The organism is Hyphomicrobiales bacterium (genome assembly GCA_016710435.1).
Classification (GTDB): domain Bacteria; phylum Pseudomonadota; class Alphaproteobacteria; order Rhizobiales; family Aestuariivirgaceae; genus Aestuariivirga.
The window spans coordinates 621,080-635,535 of sequence record JADJVV010000001.1; the positions used below are offsets into that span (position 1 = coordinate 621,080).

Consider the following 14,456-nt stretch of genomic DNA (forward strand, 5'->3'; position numbering starts at 1 on the left):
CTTCCTAGTCTTCGCCCTTTGTATCAGTACCATTCACGCCGCTCCGAAGGCGCATCTCACTCGGGTTTAATCCGAAATGGGCCCGGAACATGCGGCTGAAATGCGTCTGGCTTTCATAGCCGAAGGCCACCGCAATCTGCATGACGGATTGCTCCGTGTGCTCCACAAACAATCGCGCCTTCTCCAGCCTGATCTTCTGGATCGCCTTGCTGGGTCCGTAGCCAAGTTCCTGGTTGAACAGTCGCTCCAATTGCCGGCTGGACACGCCGACGCGCGATGCGATGCCCTCCACGTCGCCCTTCTGGTGAGCCAGTTCCTCCATCAGCAGCAGGGCCAGCTTGACGCGGTTGTCCCTCACCGCAGGCAGGTTGAGCGGCAGCCGCGCCTGGATGTCATCGCCATCGCGGTAGCGCTCGATCTGCAAAATCTCCATGGCGTTCTTCGCCGCCGGAAGGCCCACGTGCTTTTTCACGATCCAAGCCGCAAGGTCGGCAACCGCTGTGCCGCCCGCACATGTGGTCACCTTTCCGTCTTCCAGAAACAGGCGATGCGAAACGAGGGAGATGTCAGGGAAGGCCTGCTCGAATTCCTCGCGGTGAAGCCAGCTCACACACGCCGTCTTGCCGCGCAACAGCCCCGCCTCCGCCAGCACGAAACTCCCCGTGCACAGGCCAACAACGGGCGTTCCTTTCTCGCCGTTCGCCTTGAGGAACGACATCAATGCAGGATTGAGTTGCTGCTCGATGTTGAGCCGCCCGCCGACGACGACAAGATAGTCGTAGGTCTTCCGGTCCGTCAGACGCGCCGTGGGCGCCACGGGCACACCCGAACTGGATTGGATGAGCTGAGCCGTGTCGCTCACCACATCCCAATCCACATACTTGCGCCCCGAATGATCCCGCTCGTCGCTGGCAAGGCGCAGCGTGTCGACAAACAGGGCGAAGGCACTGAGCGTGAAATTCCGCGTCAGCATGATGCCGACCCGCAAGGGCCCGCCGCGGGTTGGCTCGGCGACGGTCATCACGCGTTTCCCGATGCGATGCTGGCGGCCTTCTTCAGCGCCGCCCGCAATCCCGCCGCAACAGCTGCGTTGAAGCCATTGTCGATCATGGCCTGCAACGCCGCCGCGGTGGTGCCACGATAATCGATCATCTCCTTCACGATGGCGCCCGTCTCCGCGTCCGCTCCCTTGAAAAGCTGGCTCGCACCACAGACGACGCCTTTTGCCGCCCGCGCCGCGAAGGCCCGTGGGATACCTTGCGCCACGGCCTCTGCAATCATGGCCTCCGCCAGAAGCGCCGGAAATGCAGCGCCCGAGCCCGAAAGACCGACACAGAAATCGATGTGACCTTCCGCCGGCACCTCGACGGCGTCCCCGCTCGCGGCGAGGAAGGCCTGCGCCTGCGCCTTGTCGACAGCTGTCACGGCGGGTGTTGCAAACCACGGCGTGAAGGACTGGCCGATGGCAGCGGCGGCATTGGGCATGGAGCGGATGATGCGGCTGGCCTGCGTGCGCGCGGCAATCGCATCACAACTTACGCCCGCCATCACGGAAAGCACCAGCTTGCCCGAAAGGTCGAGATGCACGTCGCGGAACTGCGCCGGCCCCACCGACAACACCACGATATCGGCGAGCCGCGCCAACTCCGCGTTGTCCTGCGTCCAGGTGAGGGGAACATCCGCAAGGCTGCCCTTGTTGCCGGACCGGGATGACACGATGAGTTGGCCGGGAGCGATGGCGTTGCGTGCCAGGGCGGCGGCAATCATTGCGCTGCCCAGCCAGCCATTGCCGCCCACCACGCCGATCCGCGCCGTTCCTGTCATGACCGTTCATCCTTCGCTGCGCGCGCCTGCTCAACCGGAGTGGGAGATGCCGCAATCGCTGCACCAAGAATGCACCTGTTGGCCACGCCGTGCAACGCTGCCTGCGCTTGGCGCCGTGCAGAAATCTTGCAAAATACTGCGATTCACGGTTCAAGGAAGCGACTGGAAAAATGCCCATGACCACGCACGTCTCAGCCGAAGAATTGACCAACGCCCTCGATGATGTGCTGGCCGCACCCCGCACGGATGCACCCATTGCCATGGTCTGCACGCGGCCCGCAAAGAACCAGCGCCACTTTCCCGCTCAGCTGACATTGTCCCGCGAGACCGGCGTCGAAGGCGATCTGGAGATGAGCCAGCCATGGCTGAAGTTGGACGACGGCAGCCCCGATCCCCGCATTCAGGTTTCAATCCTGCCGCTGCGGGTGCTGAACCTCGTGTGGCGTAACCGCGGCACGGTTGCCCATCCAGGCGATACGATTGTGGCCGATCTCAATACCACGGAAGAAAGCCTGCCGGCCGGCAGTCTGATCCGCGTCGGCTCGGCCGTGCTGCGCGTGTCGGACATCTGGAATCGCGGCTGTGCCAAGTGGCGCGGGCGCTACGGCAACGACGCCTATGCCTGGACCTCCGCGCAGGACCACAAGATCTACCGCCTGCGCGGCATCCTGTGTTCCATCGAACAGGATGGCACGGTCAAGCCTGGAGACCTGATCGTGAAGGCGTGAAAGGCCGGACCTTCTCAGGAGTGCCTTTCAGGACGGCAAACTGAGCTTCGCCATGCGGCCACCGTCGATGGTCCAGACCTGCCCCGCAACAAAGGCGGCTTCATCGGAAGCGAGCCATGCGGTGAGCGCGGCCACTTCTTCCGGCTTGCCCGTTCGTCCCACTGGATGAATCTTGCCAATGTTGGCACGAAAGGCCACGGGGTCCGGAGTGGCATCGACAAATGCCTCGTTGAGGTCGGTGTCGATCCATCCCGGTGCAACGGCATTGCAGCGAATGCCTTCGGCCCCATGATCCACGGCGATGGCGCGCGTCAGACCGTGCAGTCCGGCCTTTGATGCACAATAGGCCGCGTGATGCGGGTTGGACCCCAGGCCCTCGATGGAACCGATGTTCACGATGGCCCCCCTGCTGGCGCGCAAATGCGGCAGCGCGGCCTTGATCAGCATGAACGGCGTTACAAGATTCACCGCAAGCGTCCGCTCGAAGTCGGCAAGGGGCATGTCTTCCGCACGTGCCTCCTGCATGACGCCAGCATTGTTGACGAGGACATCCAGACGGCCCGCCCGCTTCACCACTTCGGCAATGACTGCAGGCGCTGACTGAGGCGCGGCGAAGTCCGCTTCGATCCACTCTCCATCGGTGTCCGAGCCCCTCTGCGCCGTGATGACACGCGCACCTTCCTCACGGAAACGCCGTGCAATGGCCCGGCCAATGCCGCTCCGGCCACCCGTGACCAGCGCCACCTTGCCGCTGAAACGCGTCACCACACGGCCTTTCCGCCGTTCACCTCCACCAGCGAGCCGCACATGTATCGGGCGTCATCCGATGCGAGAAACAGCACGACATCCGCAATGTCCTTTGGCTCGGCAATGCGGCCCAAGGGAACGGTCTTGTTGAGTTCTGCGATGGCAGTGTCGGGATTGAAGCCGCGCTTTGCAAAACCGGTGCGCAGCATCGGGGTGTTCACCTCGTTGGGGCAGACAGCATTGATGCGGATATTCTGATGAGCATGGTCGCGTCCCATGCATTGGGTCAGTGAGGCGATCGCGGCCTTCGTCATGCAGTAGACCGCATGGTTCGGGCCAGGGCGAAGGCCCCAGCAGGACGACGTATTGACGATGGCGCCGCCACCTTGCGCCGCCATGATCGGAATGGCCGCCCGCGAAATGCGGAAAGGCGCTTCGACATTGACGCCGACAGACAAATTCCAGTCCGCATCACTGGTGGTTGTGACGTCGCCCCGCGTGATGACGCCGGCATTGTTGATGACAATGTCGAGCCGCCCCAACTTCTCCGCAGCCGCAGCAGATAACTTGTCGGCGTACGCAGACTCGAGCAGATTGCCGGGCAAATGGGCTTCGGCATCAATGCCGGTCACATCCCGGTCAGCGACAGCAACCCTCGCTCCCTCGGCACGCAACTGGCGCACGATGACCGCACCGATGCCGCCTGCGGCACCCGTCACCAGCGCCGCCTTGCCTTCAAACCGTTTCATATCGTGCCTACAATGGCCGGAGCGGCAATTGCCGCGTTGAGAGATCAGTCTGTTCCCACCGCCGAAGACAGCGCCGCGGTGATCTGGCGGAGCGAGATCTGGCCCATGGGTTGGCCTTTGTCGCCGGTGACGATGGCGGTGTCGAAAGCGGAAGCCGTGAGATCCTTGGCGGCGATTTCCAGCGTGGTGCCGGCCTTCACCTCCGGCAGGGCTCGCTTCTCGGATGGCGAGACAGGCTCCATCACGGCCTCGACCTTGAGGAAGCGGCCGCGGTTCACGTCCTTGACGAAGCGCTGGATGTAGTCGTCGGCGGGGCGCAGCAGGATGTCCTGGCTGTCGCCTTGCTGGACGATGAGGCCGTCGCGCAGGATGACGATCTTGTCGCCAAGGCGCAGCGCCTCGTCGAGGTCGTGGGTAATGAAGACAATGGTCTTCTTCAGTTCCTTCTGCAGGTCGAGCAGCATGGTCTGCATGTCGGTGCGGATCAGCGGATCGAGTGCCGAATAGGCCTCGTCCATGAGCAGGATGGAGGCATCGTTGGAAAGCGCCCGGGCCAGCCCCACGCGCTGCTGCATGCCGCCCGAAAGCTCGTCCGGGTAGCGAGTCTCGAAGCCCTGGAGACCGACGCGCTCGATCCAGCGCATGCCCGTGTCGCGGGCCTTGCCCTTGTCCACGCCACGCACTTCCAGCCCGAAGGTGACATTGTCGATGACGGTGCGGTGCGGCAGGAGGCCGAAGCGCTGGAACACCATGGCGGTGTTGTTGCGGCGGAACTCGCGCAGGTCCAGTTCCGACATGGCCAGCACGTCCTTGCCATCGATGAGGATGGAACCGGAGGTGGGTTCGATCAGCCGGTTGATGTGGCGGATGAGGGTGGACTTGCCCGAGCCGGAAAGCCCCATCACCACCTGGATCCTGCCCGCCGGCATGGAAATGTTGATGTTGTTGAGGCCGAGGATGTGGCCATGCGCCTTGGCCAGTTCCGCCTTGGACATGCCGCCCTTGACCGCCTCCACGAACTTCTGCGGATGGCTGCCGAAGATCTTGTAAAGATCGCGGATCTCGATTGACGAGTCGCTCTTAGTCATGCGCCCTGCCCCGGTGCTTCTGCAGCCGGTGGCCGTAGGCCTGGCTGATGCGGTCGAAGATGATGGCGATGCCGACGATGGCAAAGCCGTTGAAGATGCCTTGCGTGAAGTACTGGTTGGCAATGGCCTGCAGCACGTTGAGGCCAAGGCCCTGCACGCCGATCATGGAGGCGATCACCACCATGCCCAGCGCCATCATGATGGTCTGGTTGATGCCGGCCATGATGGTCGGCATGGCCAGCGGCATCTGCACCTTCCACAGCTTCTGCGAGCGCGAGCAGCCATAGGCATCGGCTGCCTCCAGCACTTCCTTGTCGACAAGCCTGATGCCAAGGTCGGTGAGGCGGATGATGGGCGGGATGGCATAGATGACGACGGCGATGAAGCCAGGCACCCGGCCGATGCCGAGCAGCATGACCACGGGAATGAGGTAGACGAAGGGCGGCATCGTCTGCATGACGTCGAGCACCGTCTGCATGGCGGCTCCCACCCGCTTGTAGCGGTTCATGAGGATGCCCAGGGGAATGCCGATGGCGATCGAGAAGAGGGTGGCGGTGAGGACGAGCGAGATGGTCTTCATGGCGTCGGGCCACAGGCCCATGAGGCCGATGGCCAGCAGCATGAGGATCACCGCCACCACCACCTTGACGCTGCGCGCCGCAAACCAGGCGATGGCCGCCAGCACCAGCACCACCAGCGGCCAAGGCGCAGCGGAGATCGCGCGCTCGAAGAAGATCAGCACCTGCTGGAGGGGATAGAAGAAGTTCTCGATCGACTGGCCGTAGTTGCGCGTCAACGTCTTCAGCGACCCGTCAATGGCCCGCTTCACCGACAGCAAAATATCCGGGTCAATCTGCGGAAACTTGAAAAGCCAGTCCATGTCACGTTGCCCTTGCGCGCGGTTGGATCACCCCGGCGCCCAAAGCCGGCGGCGGGAGGTTGGCACGATGGCGGATATCACGCGCAATGCAAGCCCCGGCGGGGAGGGAAGCGAGCGCTTAACGTCACACCGGCCCGTACAAAACGGAGGCTCCGAATTGCTTCGAAGCCCCCGCCTTGAACCTGTGCTGCTTACTGAGCGGCAGCCTTGACCTTTTCGGCGACGTCAGCCGGGACCCACTTGGTCCAGACGTCCGGCATGTTCTTGATGAACCACTTGGCGCCATCGGCACCGTTGGCCTGGTTGTCCGTCATCCACAGCATGACGGCGGAGACTTCGGCCTGGGTCCAGCTGCGCTTGGCGATGTAGGCTGCAGCATCGGGGCCGAGCTTTTCAACAGCACCCTTGCTGCCGAGCGTCACCATCTCGTCCTGCTTCCAGTAGTTCGGCTTCGGATCCGGGCAATCCTGCTTGGTGGTGCAGCGTGCCCACTCGGCGTCATCACGCGCCGGGCCTTCGAGGCGCACCATCTTGTACTTGGCGAGCAGCGAGGTCGGCGACCAGTACTGGGCGATCATGCCCTGCTTCTGCTCGTAGGCCTTGGAGATCACGCCATCCAGCGCCGCGGCAGAACCGGTGGGCACCATGACGAAGTTGGGGTTGTTGAGAGCCTTGAAAAGCTGTGCGGTGACGACCGTGTCGCCCCAGCCCTGCGGACCCTGGATCACGGCACCCTTCGACGGGTCTTCCGCCGACGGGAACAGTTCCGGATGCTTCATGGCTTCCTCGACCGACTTGATCTCGGGGTGGGCGTCAGCCACGTACTGCGGAATGTACCAGCCGGAAATGAGACCGTCGCTGATCGCCGTGCCGATCTGGCTGATGCGGCCTTCTTCGGTGCCCTTGGCATAGACTTCACCCAGCAGGCTGGGCGTTGCTTCCGAAGCGAGATCCGGCTGGCCCTTTTCGATCATGGCGGTGATGGTCGGCACCGTGTCACCGGCAACCGTCGTGGCATTGCAGCCATAACCGGCGCTCAGGATGAGCTGGTCGACGTTGGCCATGGCCTCGGCAGACTGCCAGCTGAACACCGACAGCGAAATGTCACCGCAAGCCGCATAGGCCGACGTGCCGCTCATCAGCGCGGCAACGGTGACAGCTGAAAACAGGAAATTCTTCACGTGATCTTCTCCCTTGATGCGTGGCTCTTGAAATCACCGGTTCCGGGCCCACGCGGCTCGGAGAAAGACCGGCCGGCAAAAGGACCCCGCGCAGCTTGGAAACTGCACCTGCGACCCCTTTCCGCGCATTTTGCCGGGGGAAACAAGCACGGCACATTTTCTCCGTCAAGCGAAATGTCTTCTTAATGTATAATGAGTCACAGCGTGGATGGAACTTCGCTCATCACTTGACTAAAACTCATCCTTGCCTTTAATTTGGCAGTCGAAGTTGATATCCGGTCGGGGATGCGCGCACAAAAATCACCTCGATCCGCCTTGACTCGCGCGTTGTAATACATATTGTATACGCAATCTGCAGGCCACGGATACAAGTGGGCCGCTGAAGGGAGCCCGCCTATGGACACTGTTCCAGTCGGCAAGAAATCCGTTTGCATCGACGACCTGCGCCGCAGGATCCTGACGCATGAGCTGGATCCCGGCTCCTATCTCGATGAAGTTGAAATCGGCGAAACCTACGGCATCTCAAGGCCGCCGGTGCGCGAAGTCCTGCGCCAGCTTGCCGGTGAAGGCTATGTGGTGCTGCACGAAAACCGCGGTGCCCAGGTGGCCCCGATGAGCCACAAGACACTGCGCAATTTCTTCATCGCCGCCCCGATGATCTATGCCGCCGTGGCCCGCCTCGCCGCGCACCACGCAAGTGCGCCGCAGATCGAACGGCTGAAGCAGATCCAGCGCAACTTCCGAGTGGCGATCCGCAATGAGGATGTCACCCAGCGCGCCCTTCTCAACGAGCGCTTCCATGCCGCCATGGGCGACATGGCCGACAATGAATACCTGATGCCGAGCCTGCGCCGCCTCCTCATCGACCACACCCGCATCGGCATGACCTTCTACAGTCCGCGCCAGACCAACCTCGCACGCCAGCAGGCCCTGGCCGCAGACCAGCACGACCAGTTCATCGAACTGATTGCTGCCGGCGACGCGGATGCAGCGGCGGCATTGGCCGTGTCGCACTGGGAATTGTCCCGCGAGCAGATCGAGAATTTCGTGACGCCGGACAGCATCGACGTACCGCTCGGGAAACCTCCGAGCGGCAAGAAATGGGAAAGAGCATGAAGTTCGAAGGCATATACACGCCCGTCATCACGCCACACCTGGCGGATGGCTCCATTGACCGTGACGGCTTTTGCGCAGCGATCGAGTATCTGGTCGCCGCCGGAGTCCACGGCATCATCAACGGCGGTTCCACCGGCGAATACTACGCCCAGACGATGGACGAGCGCATCGAGTTGGCGAAACTCGCCCGTCAGGTGATCGGGAAGCGCACGGCGCTCATCATCGGCACGGGCGCGATCCGTCTGCCCGACTCCCTCATCATGGCGGAAACGGCGGCAAAGATTGGCGCGGATGCCATTCTCGTGGGCTCGCCGCCCTATTCCGTGCCGACCGAGCAGGAAAACGCACTGAACGCCCTCGCCATCGACCGCGCCGCGGACCTGCCGATCATGCTCTACAACTATCCCGGTCGCATGGGCATCAACATGGGCGAGGAATTCCTCGACCGCGTGGGCCGTAGCCGCAATTTCTGCGCCATCAAGGAAAGTTCGGGCGACATCAACCGCGTCCATTTGCTGGCCCGCGACTATCCCCACATCCAGATGTCCTGCGGCATGGATGACCAGGCGCTCGAATTCTTCGCCTGGGGTGCGCGCAGCTGGGTCTGCGGCGGTTCCAACTTCCTGCCGCACGAACACGCCGCCCTCTACAAGGCCTGTGCCATCGATGGAAACTACGACAAGGGCCGCCGCATCATGTCGGCGCTGCTGCCGCTCATGCGCGTTCTCGAACAGGGCGGCAAGTTCGTGCAGTCGATCAAGTACGGTTGCGAGATGGCGGGCTTGCGTGCCGGGCCGCCACGGCCGCCGCTGAAGCCCCTCAACAAGGATGACAAGCGCCAGCTTGAACAAGTGGTGCGGGTGCTGAAGCGCACCATTGCCGAAATCGCCGCGGAGAAGTGAGATGACCGGATTGCTGACAACAGAAGAATACAAGGCGGTTGCCAAGGGCCTCTCGCTGCCGACCCAGGCCTTCATTGACGGGGCGTTCCGTCCGGCAAAGTCCGGCAGGACCTTCGATACCCACAACCCCGCCACGGGCAAGGTGCTGGCCAAGGTCGCCGCCTGCGACGCGGCCGACGTGGACTTTGCCGTAAGCAAGGCCCGCGCATCCTTCGACGATGGCCGTTGGTCACGCCTGCATCCGCGCGACCGCAAGGAGGCGCTGATCCGCCTCGTCAAGCTCATCAGGCGCAACGCCCGCGAACTCGCCGTCATGGAAAGCCTCGACAGCGGCAAGACGATTTTCGACTGCGAGACGGTCGACGTACCGGAGACAATCAACTGCCTCGCCTGGCATGCCGAGCTGATCGACAAGATCTACGATCAGGTCTCCCCCGCGTCTGACAACCACATCGCCATGATTGTGCGCGAACCCGTAGGCGTCGTCGGTCTCGTGTTGCCGTGGAACTTCCCGCTGCTCATGCTGGCCTGGAAAATCGGCCCTGCCCTCGCGGCGGGCTGCTCGGTGATCGTGAAGCCGGCGGAGGAAACATCCCTCACCGCGCTCCGCGTCGCTGAACTTGCCATGGAAGCGGGTATTCCCGCCGGCGTGTTCAACGTCGTGCCGGGCTCCGGACCCGATGTCGGCGAACCTTTGGGCCGCCACATGGACGTTGACATGGTCTCGTTCACCGGTTCCACCGAAACGGGCCGCCGCTTCCTCCGCTACGCCGCGGAATCGAACCTCAAGGAAGTGACGCTGGAAATGGGCGGCAAGAATCCGGCGGTGGTGCTGGACGATGCCGAGAACCTCGATCGCGTTGCCGCGCATGTCGTCAACGGCGCCTTCTGGAACATGGGCGAGAACTGCTCGGCCGCATCGCGCCTCATCGTGCAGAAGGGCATCAAGGATGAACTGCTGAAGCGCATCATGGCCCACGCCCGCGAATGGCCCATGGGCGATCCGCTTGATCCGGTGAACCGCGTCGGCGCCCTCGTCTCGCCTGCGCACTTCGAGAAGGTCTGCACCTACCTCGCCAAGGGTCCCAAGGTGCTGATGGGCGGCAAGGCCAAGGACGGCTTTGTGGAACCCACGATCCTGGACGTGACCGATCGCAATGCCAAGCAGGTCCGCGAAGAAATCTTCGGGCCTGTGCTCTCGGTCCTCACCGTGGAAAGTTTCGACGAGGCGATCGCCCTTGCAAACGACACGGAATACGGCCTCGCCGCTTCCATCTTCACGGCCAACGTGAAGAAGGCCCTGCGCGGCGCCCGCTCCATCCGTGCCGGTACGGTTACCGTCAACAGTTTCGGCGAAGGCGACATCAGCACGCCCTTCGGCGGCTTCAAGTCTTCGGGCTTCGGCGGCCGCGACAACGGCATCCACGCCCACGACCAGTACACCGAACTCAAGACGATCTGGGTTGACCTCTCGGACGACAAGGATCAGGCCGTCGCATGAGCACCTACACCGCGCGCCGCACTCCCGTCTTCCGGGGGCCTGCGGCCTGGAGCGTGATCCTGCCGGGGCAGGAAGCGCCCATTGCACTCGACGCTGACACCACGGCCGACTTCGTCATCATCGGCGCAGGCTTTGCAGGCCTGTCGGCGGCGCGCCGCATCACCCAACTGTCGCCTGGCGCCAAGATTGTCGTGCTTGAAGCCGGACGCATCGCGGAAGGAGCCTGTGCCCGCAACTCAGGCTTCATGATCGACCTGCCACATGAAATCGGTGGCCAGGGCTATGAAGGCGACGGCATCCACAAGAACCGCAAGCAGATTGCACTGAACCGCCAGGCCATTGGCTTCGCGGCCTCGGCCGTGGAATCCTATGGGATTGACCGCAATCATTTCGATCCCGTCGGTAAGGTGAACGGTGCCGTGGGCGCGGATGCCGACGGCCTGAACCGCAGCTACGCCACGCACCTGGCGAAGATGGACGAGCCGAGCGAATACCTCGATGCCAAGGCCATGCAGGAGCTGACGGGCAGCACCTACTATGTCTCCGGCCTATTCACACCCGGCACCGTGATGATACAGCCCGCCGGCTATATCCGCGGCGTGACCCGGGGACTCCGCCGCGACGGCGTGCGCATCTTCGAACATTCAGCAGTCGTTGCCGTCGAAAGCGAAGGCACAGCCTGGTGCGTCTCCACGGGCCGCCACAAGGTCAAGGCCGGCAAGGTCATCTTCGCCAACAACGGCCATCTTGAAAGTTTCGGCTTTGCCAGCCAGCGCCTGATGCACATCTTCCTCTATGGCTCCATGACCGTGGATCTCGGTGCCGACGCCGTGAGGACTCTGGGTGGAAAGCCACGTTGGGGCATCACACCATCGGACCCTATGGGCACAACCATGCGCAGGATCGACCCCGCGCTGGGCGGCAACCGCATCATCACGCGCAGCTGTGCGAGTTTCCTGCCTGGCATGGAGCCAAGCGAGGCGGGCCTGCAACGCACCGCGCGGGTTCACCGCAAGAACTTTGATGCGCGCTTTCCGAAGCTGCGCGGCGTTCCCATGGAGTTTTCCTGGGCCGGCCACCTGTGCCTCAGCCGCAACGGCGTTGCCGTCATGCGTGAGCTGGACAAGAATCTCTATTCGGGCTGCGTGCAGAATGGCCTGGGCACCGTGCGCGGGACGCTCACCGGAATCGGTGCAGCGGAACTGGCCTGCGGCGTCACCAGTGACATCACCCGCCACTTCACGGCAGAGGAGCAACCGTCACGCTTGCCGCCGCCGCCCATCTCGACACTCGGCGCCAACGCCTTCCTGCGCTACGCCGAATGGCGGGCCCGCGCGGAATAGCGCTCACGCCTACTCCGCGCCCGCCCGCCAATGCCGCCACGCAAGACTAGCCTTCACCCCCATGGTGGTGAAGGGTTGGGGCGGGAGCGACTTCGGCGGAGGCGCCTCACGTACGGCCTGCAGCACATCCGTCGTTTGACCCGTGATAAGATCGGCCGCGGCAATCCCCAGGGTGGTGGCCTTCGTGGCCCCGACGCCGTTGCAACCGCATGCGACGATCAACCCCGGCTCCACTTCGGCAAAGGCCGGAACGGCATTCCAAGTGAGCGCCATCGCCCCACCCCAGCGATAGGCCATGGGCACGCCCGTCAGCATGGGGAAGCGCGCGGCAAATTTCCTGTCATGCAGCCGCCCTGCCGAGTCCACGTCGCCTTCGGTAATTTCGAGCGAGGGCTGGTAGGTGTAGCGCGAGCGGATCAGAACACGGTCTCCATCCGGGCCCGTGACGCGCCGAACGGAGGTTCCCATGGGGTGCGCAGGGGTCGCCGCCCAGCGTCGCGTCCCTGGCAGCCGCGCCGGATCGAAGGGCTGGCTTAGGGACGCGTATGTGAAGATGTGCAACAGCTTTCCAGACAAGAGTCCGAAGCTCTCCGCGTGCCCATTTGCTGCAACGATGATCTTGCCCGCAGTTACACTGGCTTTCGGCGTTGTGATCCGCCATCCGCCGCTGACGCGTTCGAAGGAGGTCACGGGCGTTTGCTCGTGCAGGCGAAGGCGCGCGGCCAGCGCATCGGCGAAGGCGCGCACATAGGCTGCGGGTTGGATCATGATCGTGCCGGGCGTGAAAAGGGCCGATGAGAAGGCCGGAGTCCCGGTGACGGCAAGGGTTTCGCTCCGGTCCAGAAGGCGGTGCGGCTCCGCGAGGTTCGTCAGCTGCCGCGCATAGTCGGCAAGGTGATGGTCGCCGCTGTCACCCATGGCAAGGCTGTACTTGCCACAGGCGTCGAAGATGTCATTGCCCCAGCGATGCTCCTCCGCCATCCCTCGCGCCAGCGCGATGGCACTGCGGTTGAGCATGATCTCCTGCCGCGCCTTGTTGGCGGAATCGCTGCCATAGCTTTCGGAAGAGACATCATGCGGCAGGTCGATGACAAAGCCCGAGTTGCGCCCTGCCGCACCTTCGCCGACGGACAGAGCTTCCAGCACCATGATATGCAGGCCGGGATCGATGAGGTGCAGGCGGCGGGCAGCGGCCAGCCCCGCAAAGCCCGCGCCGATCACGACGACGTCCGCCGTGGCATTGCCGTCGAGTGCCTCGTGCGGGGTGCGTGGCGGCAGCAGCGACAGCCATCCCGAAGGCGTGAGCCGCTGGGGCAATTTGCGAGTGGCATAGCGATCCACGGCCATGCCGCCCTACAGCCAGAAATCGTTGAACGTAACGGCGTGCAGGCGAAGGCCTGCATGCGTACCGGCAACCCGGATCAATGACTTGAACGCCACGGTGTCCCCGCTGGGCCGAAGCCCGTCTAGTTTTTCTCGCGAGCAGCCAGGTCGCCCAGCGCGGCGCGCAACGGTGCCACCTTTTCGGGCGCGAGTGCTGCGAGCGGCCGGCGCGGAGTGCCTGCGCCGTAGCCCGTCATTTCACAGGCGGCGTAGACTGACTTTACATAGTCGCCCTGCCAGATCAGCGACATGGCGGGTTCGAGCACACGCCAGATCTCACGTGCCTCGTCCCAGCGCTTGTCCTCGGTGGCGGCAACCATGGCGAGGCATGTGCGCGGCGCAAAGTTTGCTCCACCCCAGATCAGCCCCTGGCACCCGGCGTAAAGCGCGTAGGGCACCAGCGCATCGGAACCGTTCATCATGCCCAATCCGGTGCGGATCAGGTTGGCCTGGGCGGCCAGGTCGCCGCTGCTGTCCTTGACTCCACAGAATTCCGGGATGGCGCACAGCCTGCCCAGCAGTTCCGGCGTGATGGCAACGCCAACGACTTGCGGAACATTGTAGCCGATGATGGGCAGCCCAGCCTTCGCGACTCCAGCGTAGAATTCAACAATCTCGTCATCCGCCGTCGGCCCTTCAAAAAAGGGCGGCAGAACCATCACGCCATCTGCACCGCAGTTCTTGGCATGCGTCGTTCTCTCCACCACCTCATCCAGCATCAGGGCCGAGGTTTGAACGATGATCTTCGCACGTCCATTGATGGCGCGGACGCCGCGTTCCACCAACTGGCGGGATTCCGCCTGAGAGAGATAGACATGCATGCCGGTGCCCGAACTCAGCACAAAGCCCCTGACGCCAGCCGCAAGATAGCGCTCGATGTTCCTGTCCAGGGTTTCAAAATCAATCGCACCCGACGAGGTAAAAGGCGTGGCGAGCGCAAGGTTGAGGCCGGGAAATGGAAATGAAGACATGGAAATCTCGTGTGACAGGTGGGGCGAAATTCATAATACAATA

14 protein-coding genes are annotated in these 14,456 nt (G+C 63.2%); 5 read left to right on the forward strand and 9 right to left on the reverse strand.

Going from position 1 to position 14,456, the window contains the following annotated elements:
• Window positions 1–4: 4 nt before the first annotated feature.
• Together IPM06_03050 and IPM06_03055 are read right to left on the reverse strand one after the other, a co-directional pair.
• A complete protein-coding gene (locus tag IPM06_03050; protein ID MBK8769391.1) occupies window positions 5–1,021 on the reverse strand; it encodes a GlxA family transcriptional regulator in 1,017 nt (338 codons plus the stop codon).
• Window positions 1,021–1,824: an NAD(P)-binding domain-containing protein gene (locus IPM06_03055; protein ID MBK8769392.1), complete on the reverse strand. Its 804-nt coding sequence runs from the start codon at window positions 1,822–1,824 to the stop codon at window positions 1,021–1,023. Before IPM06_03055 ends, IPM06_03050 begins: the two co-directional genes overlap by 1 nt.
• 170 nt (window positions 1,825–1,994) lie before the next feature.
• Between IPM06_03055 and IPM06_03060 the strand changes: the two genes are divergently transcribed.
• Window positions 1,995–2,552, forward strand: a complete 558-nt coding sequence (locus IPM06_03060) for a hypothetical protein (GenBank protein ID MBK8769393.1) — start codon at window positions 1,995–1,997, stop codon at window positions 2,550–2,552.
• 27 nt (window positions 2,553–2,579) lie between these two features.
• On the opposite strand, the gene IPM06_03065 is transcribed toward IPM06_03060, so the two are convergent.
• The 5 genes from IPM06_03065 to IPM06_03085 form a co-directional block, all read right to left on the reverse strand.
• Entirely contained in the window at window positions 2,580–3,317 is a 738-nt protein-coding gene (locus tag IPM06_03065; GenBank protein MBK8769394.1) for an SDR family oxidoreductase, read from the reverse strand.
• A complete protein-coding gene (locus tag IPM06_03070) occupies window positions 3,314–4,048 on the reverse strand; it encodes an SDR family oxidoreductase (protein MBK8769395.1) in 735 nt (244 codons plus the stop codon). Before IPM06_03070 ends, IPM06_03065 begins: the two co-directional genes overlap by 4 nt.
• Window positions 4,049–4,092: 44 nt before the next feature.
• Window positions 4,093–5,136, reverse strand: coding sequence for a glycine betaine/L-proline ABC transporter ATP-binding protein (locus IPM06_03075; GenBank protein MBK8769396.1), 1,044 nt, complete (start codon window positions 5,134–5,136; stop codon window positions 4,093–4,095).
• Window positions 5,129–6,016: a proline/glycine betaine ABC transporter permease gene (locus tag IPM06_03080; protein MBK8769397.1), complete on the reverse strand. Its 888-nt coding sequence runs from the start codon at window positions 6,014–6,016 to the stop codon at window positions 5,129–5,131. Before IPM06_03080 ends, IPM06_03075 begins: the two co-directional genes overlap by 8 nt.
• A 191-nt stretch (window positions 6,017–6,207) precedes the next feature.
• Window positions 6,208–7,155 (reverse strand): ABC transporter substrate-binding protein, encoded by a 948-nt coding sequence (locus tag IPM06_03085; GenBank protein MBK8769398.1) that lies wholly within the window; start codon window positions 7,153–7,155, stop codon window positions 6,208–6,210.
• A gap of 438 nt (window positions 7,156–7,593) precedes the next feature.
• On the opposite strand from IPM06_03085, the gene IPM06_03090 reads away from it, so the two are divergent.
• The 4 genes from IPM06_03090 to IPM06_03105 are packed head-to-tail and all read left to right on the forward strand — an operon-like array spanning window position 7,594 to window position 12,059.
• Window positions 7,594–8,313: a GntR family transcriptional regulator gene (locus tag IPM06_03090; GenBank protein ID MBK8769399.1), complete on the forward strand. Its 720-nt coding sequence runs from the start codon at window positions 7,594–7,596 to the stop codon at window positions 8,311–8,313.
• A complete protein-coding gene (locus tag IPM06_03095; GenBank protein MBK8769400.1) occupies window positions 8,310–9,215 on the forward strand; it encodes a dihydrodipicolinate synthase family protein in 906 nt (301 codons plus the stop codon). The genes IPM06_03090 and IPM06_03095 overlap by 4 nt, the downstream gene beginning before the upstream one ends.
• Window position 9,216: 1 nt before the next feature.
• On the forward strand, window positions 9,217–10,716 hold the full coding sequence (locus IPM06_03100) for an aldehyde dehydrogenase (protein MBK8769401.1): 1,500 nt from the start codon (window positions 9,217–9,219) through the stop codon (window positions 10,714–10,716).
• On the forward strand, window positions 10,713–12,059 hold the full coding sequence (locus IPM06_03105; GenBank protein ID MBK8769402.1) for an FAD-binding oxidoreductase: 1,347 nt from the start codon (window positions 10,713–10,715) through the stop codon (window positions 12,057–12,059). The genes IPM06_03100 and IPM06_03105 overlap by 4 nt, the downstream gene beginning before the upstream one ends.
• Before the next feature lie 9 nt (window positions 12,060–12,068).
• On the opposite strand, the gene IPM06_03110 is transcribed toward IPM06_03105, so the two are convergent.
• Together IPM06_03110 and IPM06_03115 are read right to left on the reverse strand one after the other, a co-directional pair.
• Complete coding sequence (locus IPM06_03110) at window positions 12,069–13,406, reverse strand: FAD-binding oxidoreductase (GenBank protein MBK8769403.1); 1,338 nt, start codon at window positions 13,404–13,406, stop codon at window positions 12,069–12,071.
• A 119-nt stretch (window positions 13,407–13,525) separates the two neighbouring features.
• Window positions 13,526–14,413 carry a dihydrodipicolinate synthase family protein gene (locus IPM06_03115; GenBank protein MBK8769404.1) on the reverse strand — a complete coding sequence of 296 codons (888 nt, stop codon included), beginning with the start codon at window positions 14,411–14,413 and terminating at the stop codon, window positions 13,526–13,528.
• Window positions 14,414–14,456: the final 43 nt, after the last annotated feature.

Excerpts from the sequence above, each read along its gene's own strand:
- IPM06_03055 (MBK8769392.1), bottom strand. The coding sequence starts at position 1,824 with ATGACAGGAACGGCGCGGATCGGCGTGGTGGGCGGCAATGGCTGGCTG.
- IPM06_03095 (MBK8769400.1), top strand. The coding sequence starts at position 8,310 with ATGAAGTTCGAAGGCATATACACGCCCGTCATCACGCCACACCTGGCG.
- IPM06_03090 (MBK8769399.1), top strand. The coding sequence starts at position 7,594 with ATGGACACTGTTCCAGTCGGCAAGAAATCCGTTTGCATCGACGACCTG.
- IPM06_03110 (MBK8769403.1), bottom strand. The coding sequence starts at position 13,406 with ATGGCCGTGGATCGCTATGCCACTCGCAAATTGCCCCAGCGGCTCACG.
- IPM06_03115 (MBK8769404.1), bottom strand. The coding sequence starts at position 14,413 with ATGTCTTCATTTCCATTTCCCGGCCTCAACCTTGCGCTCGCCACGCCT.
- IPM06_03085 (MBK8769398.1), bottom strand. The coding sequence starts at position 7,155 with ATGAGCGGCACGTCGGCCTATGCGGCTTGCGGTGACATTTCGCTGTCG.
- IPM06_03075 (MBK8769396.1), bottom strand. The coding sequence starts at position 5,136 with ATGACTAAGAGCGACTCGTCAATCGAGATCCGCGATCTTTACAAGATC.
- IPM06_03070 (MBK8769395.1), bottom strand. The coding sequence starts at position 4,048 with ATGAAACGGTTTGAAGGCAAGGCGGCGCTGGTGACGGGTGCCGCAGGC.
- IPM06_03100 (MBK8769401.1), top strand. The coding sequence starts at position 9,217 with ATGACCGGATTGCTGACAACAGAAGAATACAAGGCGGTTGCCAAGGGC.
- IPM06_03080 (MBK8769397.1), bottom strand. The coding sequence starts at position 6,016 with ATGGACTGGCTTTTCAAGTTTCCGCAGATTGACCCGGATATTTTGCTG.
- IPM06_03060 (MBK8769393.1), top strand. The coding sequence starts at position 1,995 with ATGCCCATGACCACGCACGTCTCAGCCGAAGAATTGACCAACGCCCTC.
- IPM06_03050 (MBK8769391.1), bottom strand. The coding sequence starts at position 1,021 with ATGACCGTCGCCGAGCCAACCCGCGGCGGGCCCTTGCGGGTCGGCATC.
- IPM06_03105 (MBK8769402.1), top strand. The coding sequence starts at position 10,713 with ATGAGCACCTACACCGCGCGCCGCACTCCCGTCTTCCGGGGGCCTGCG.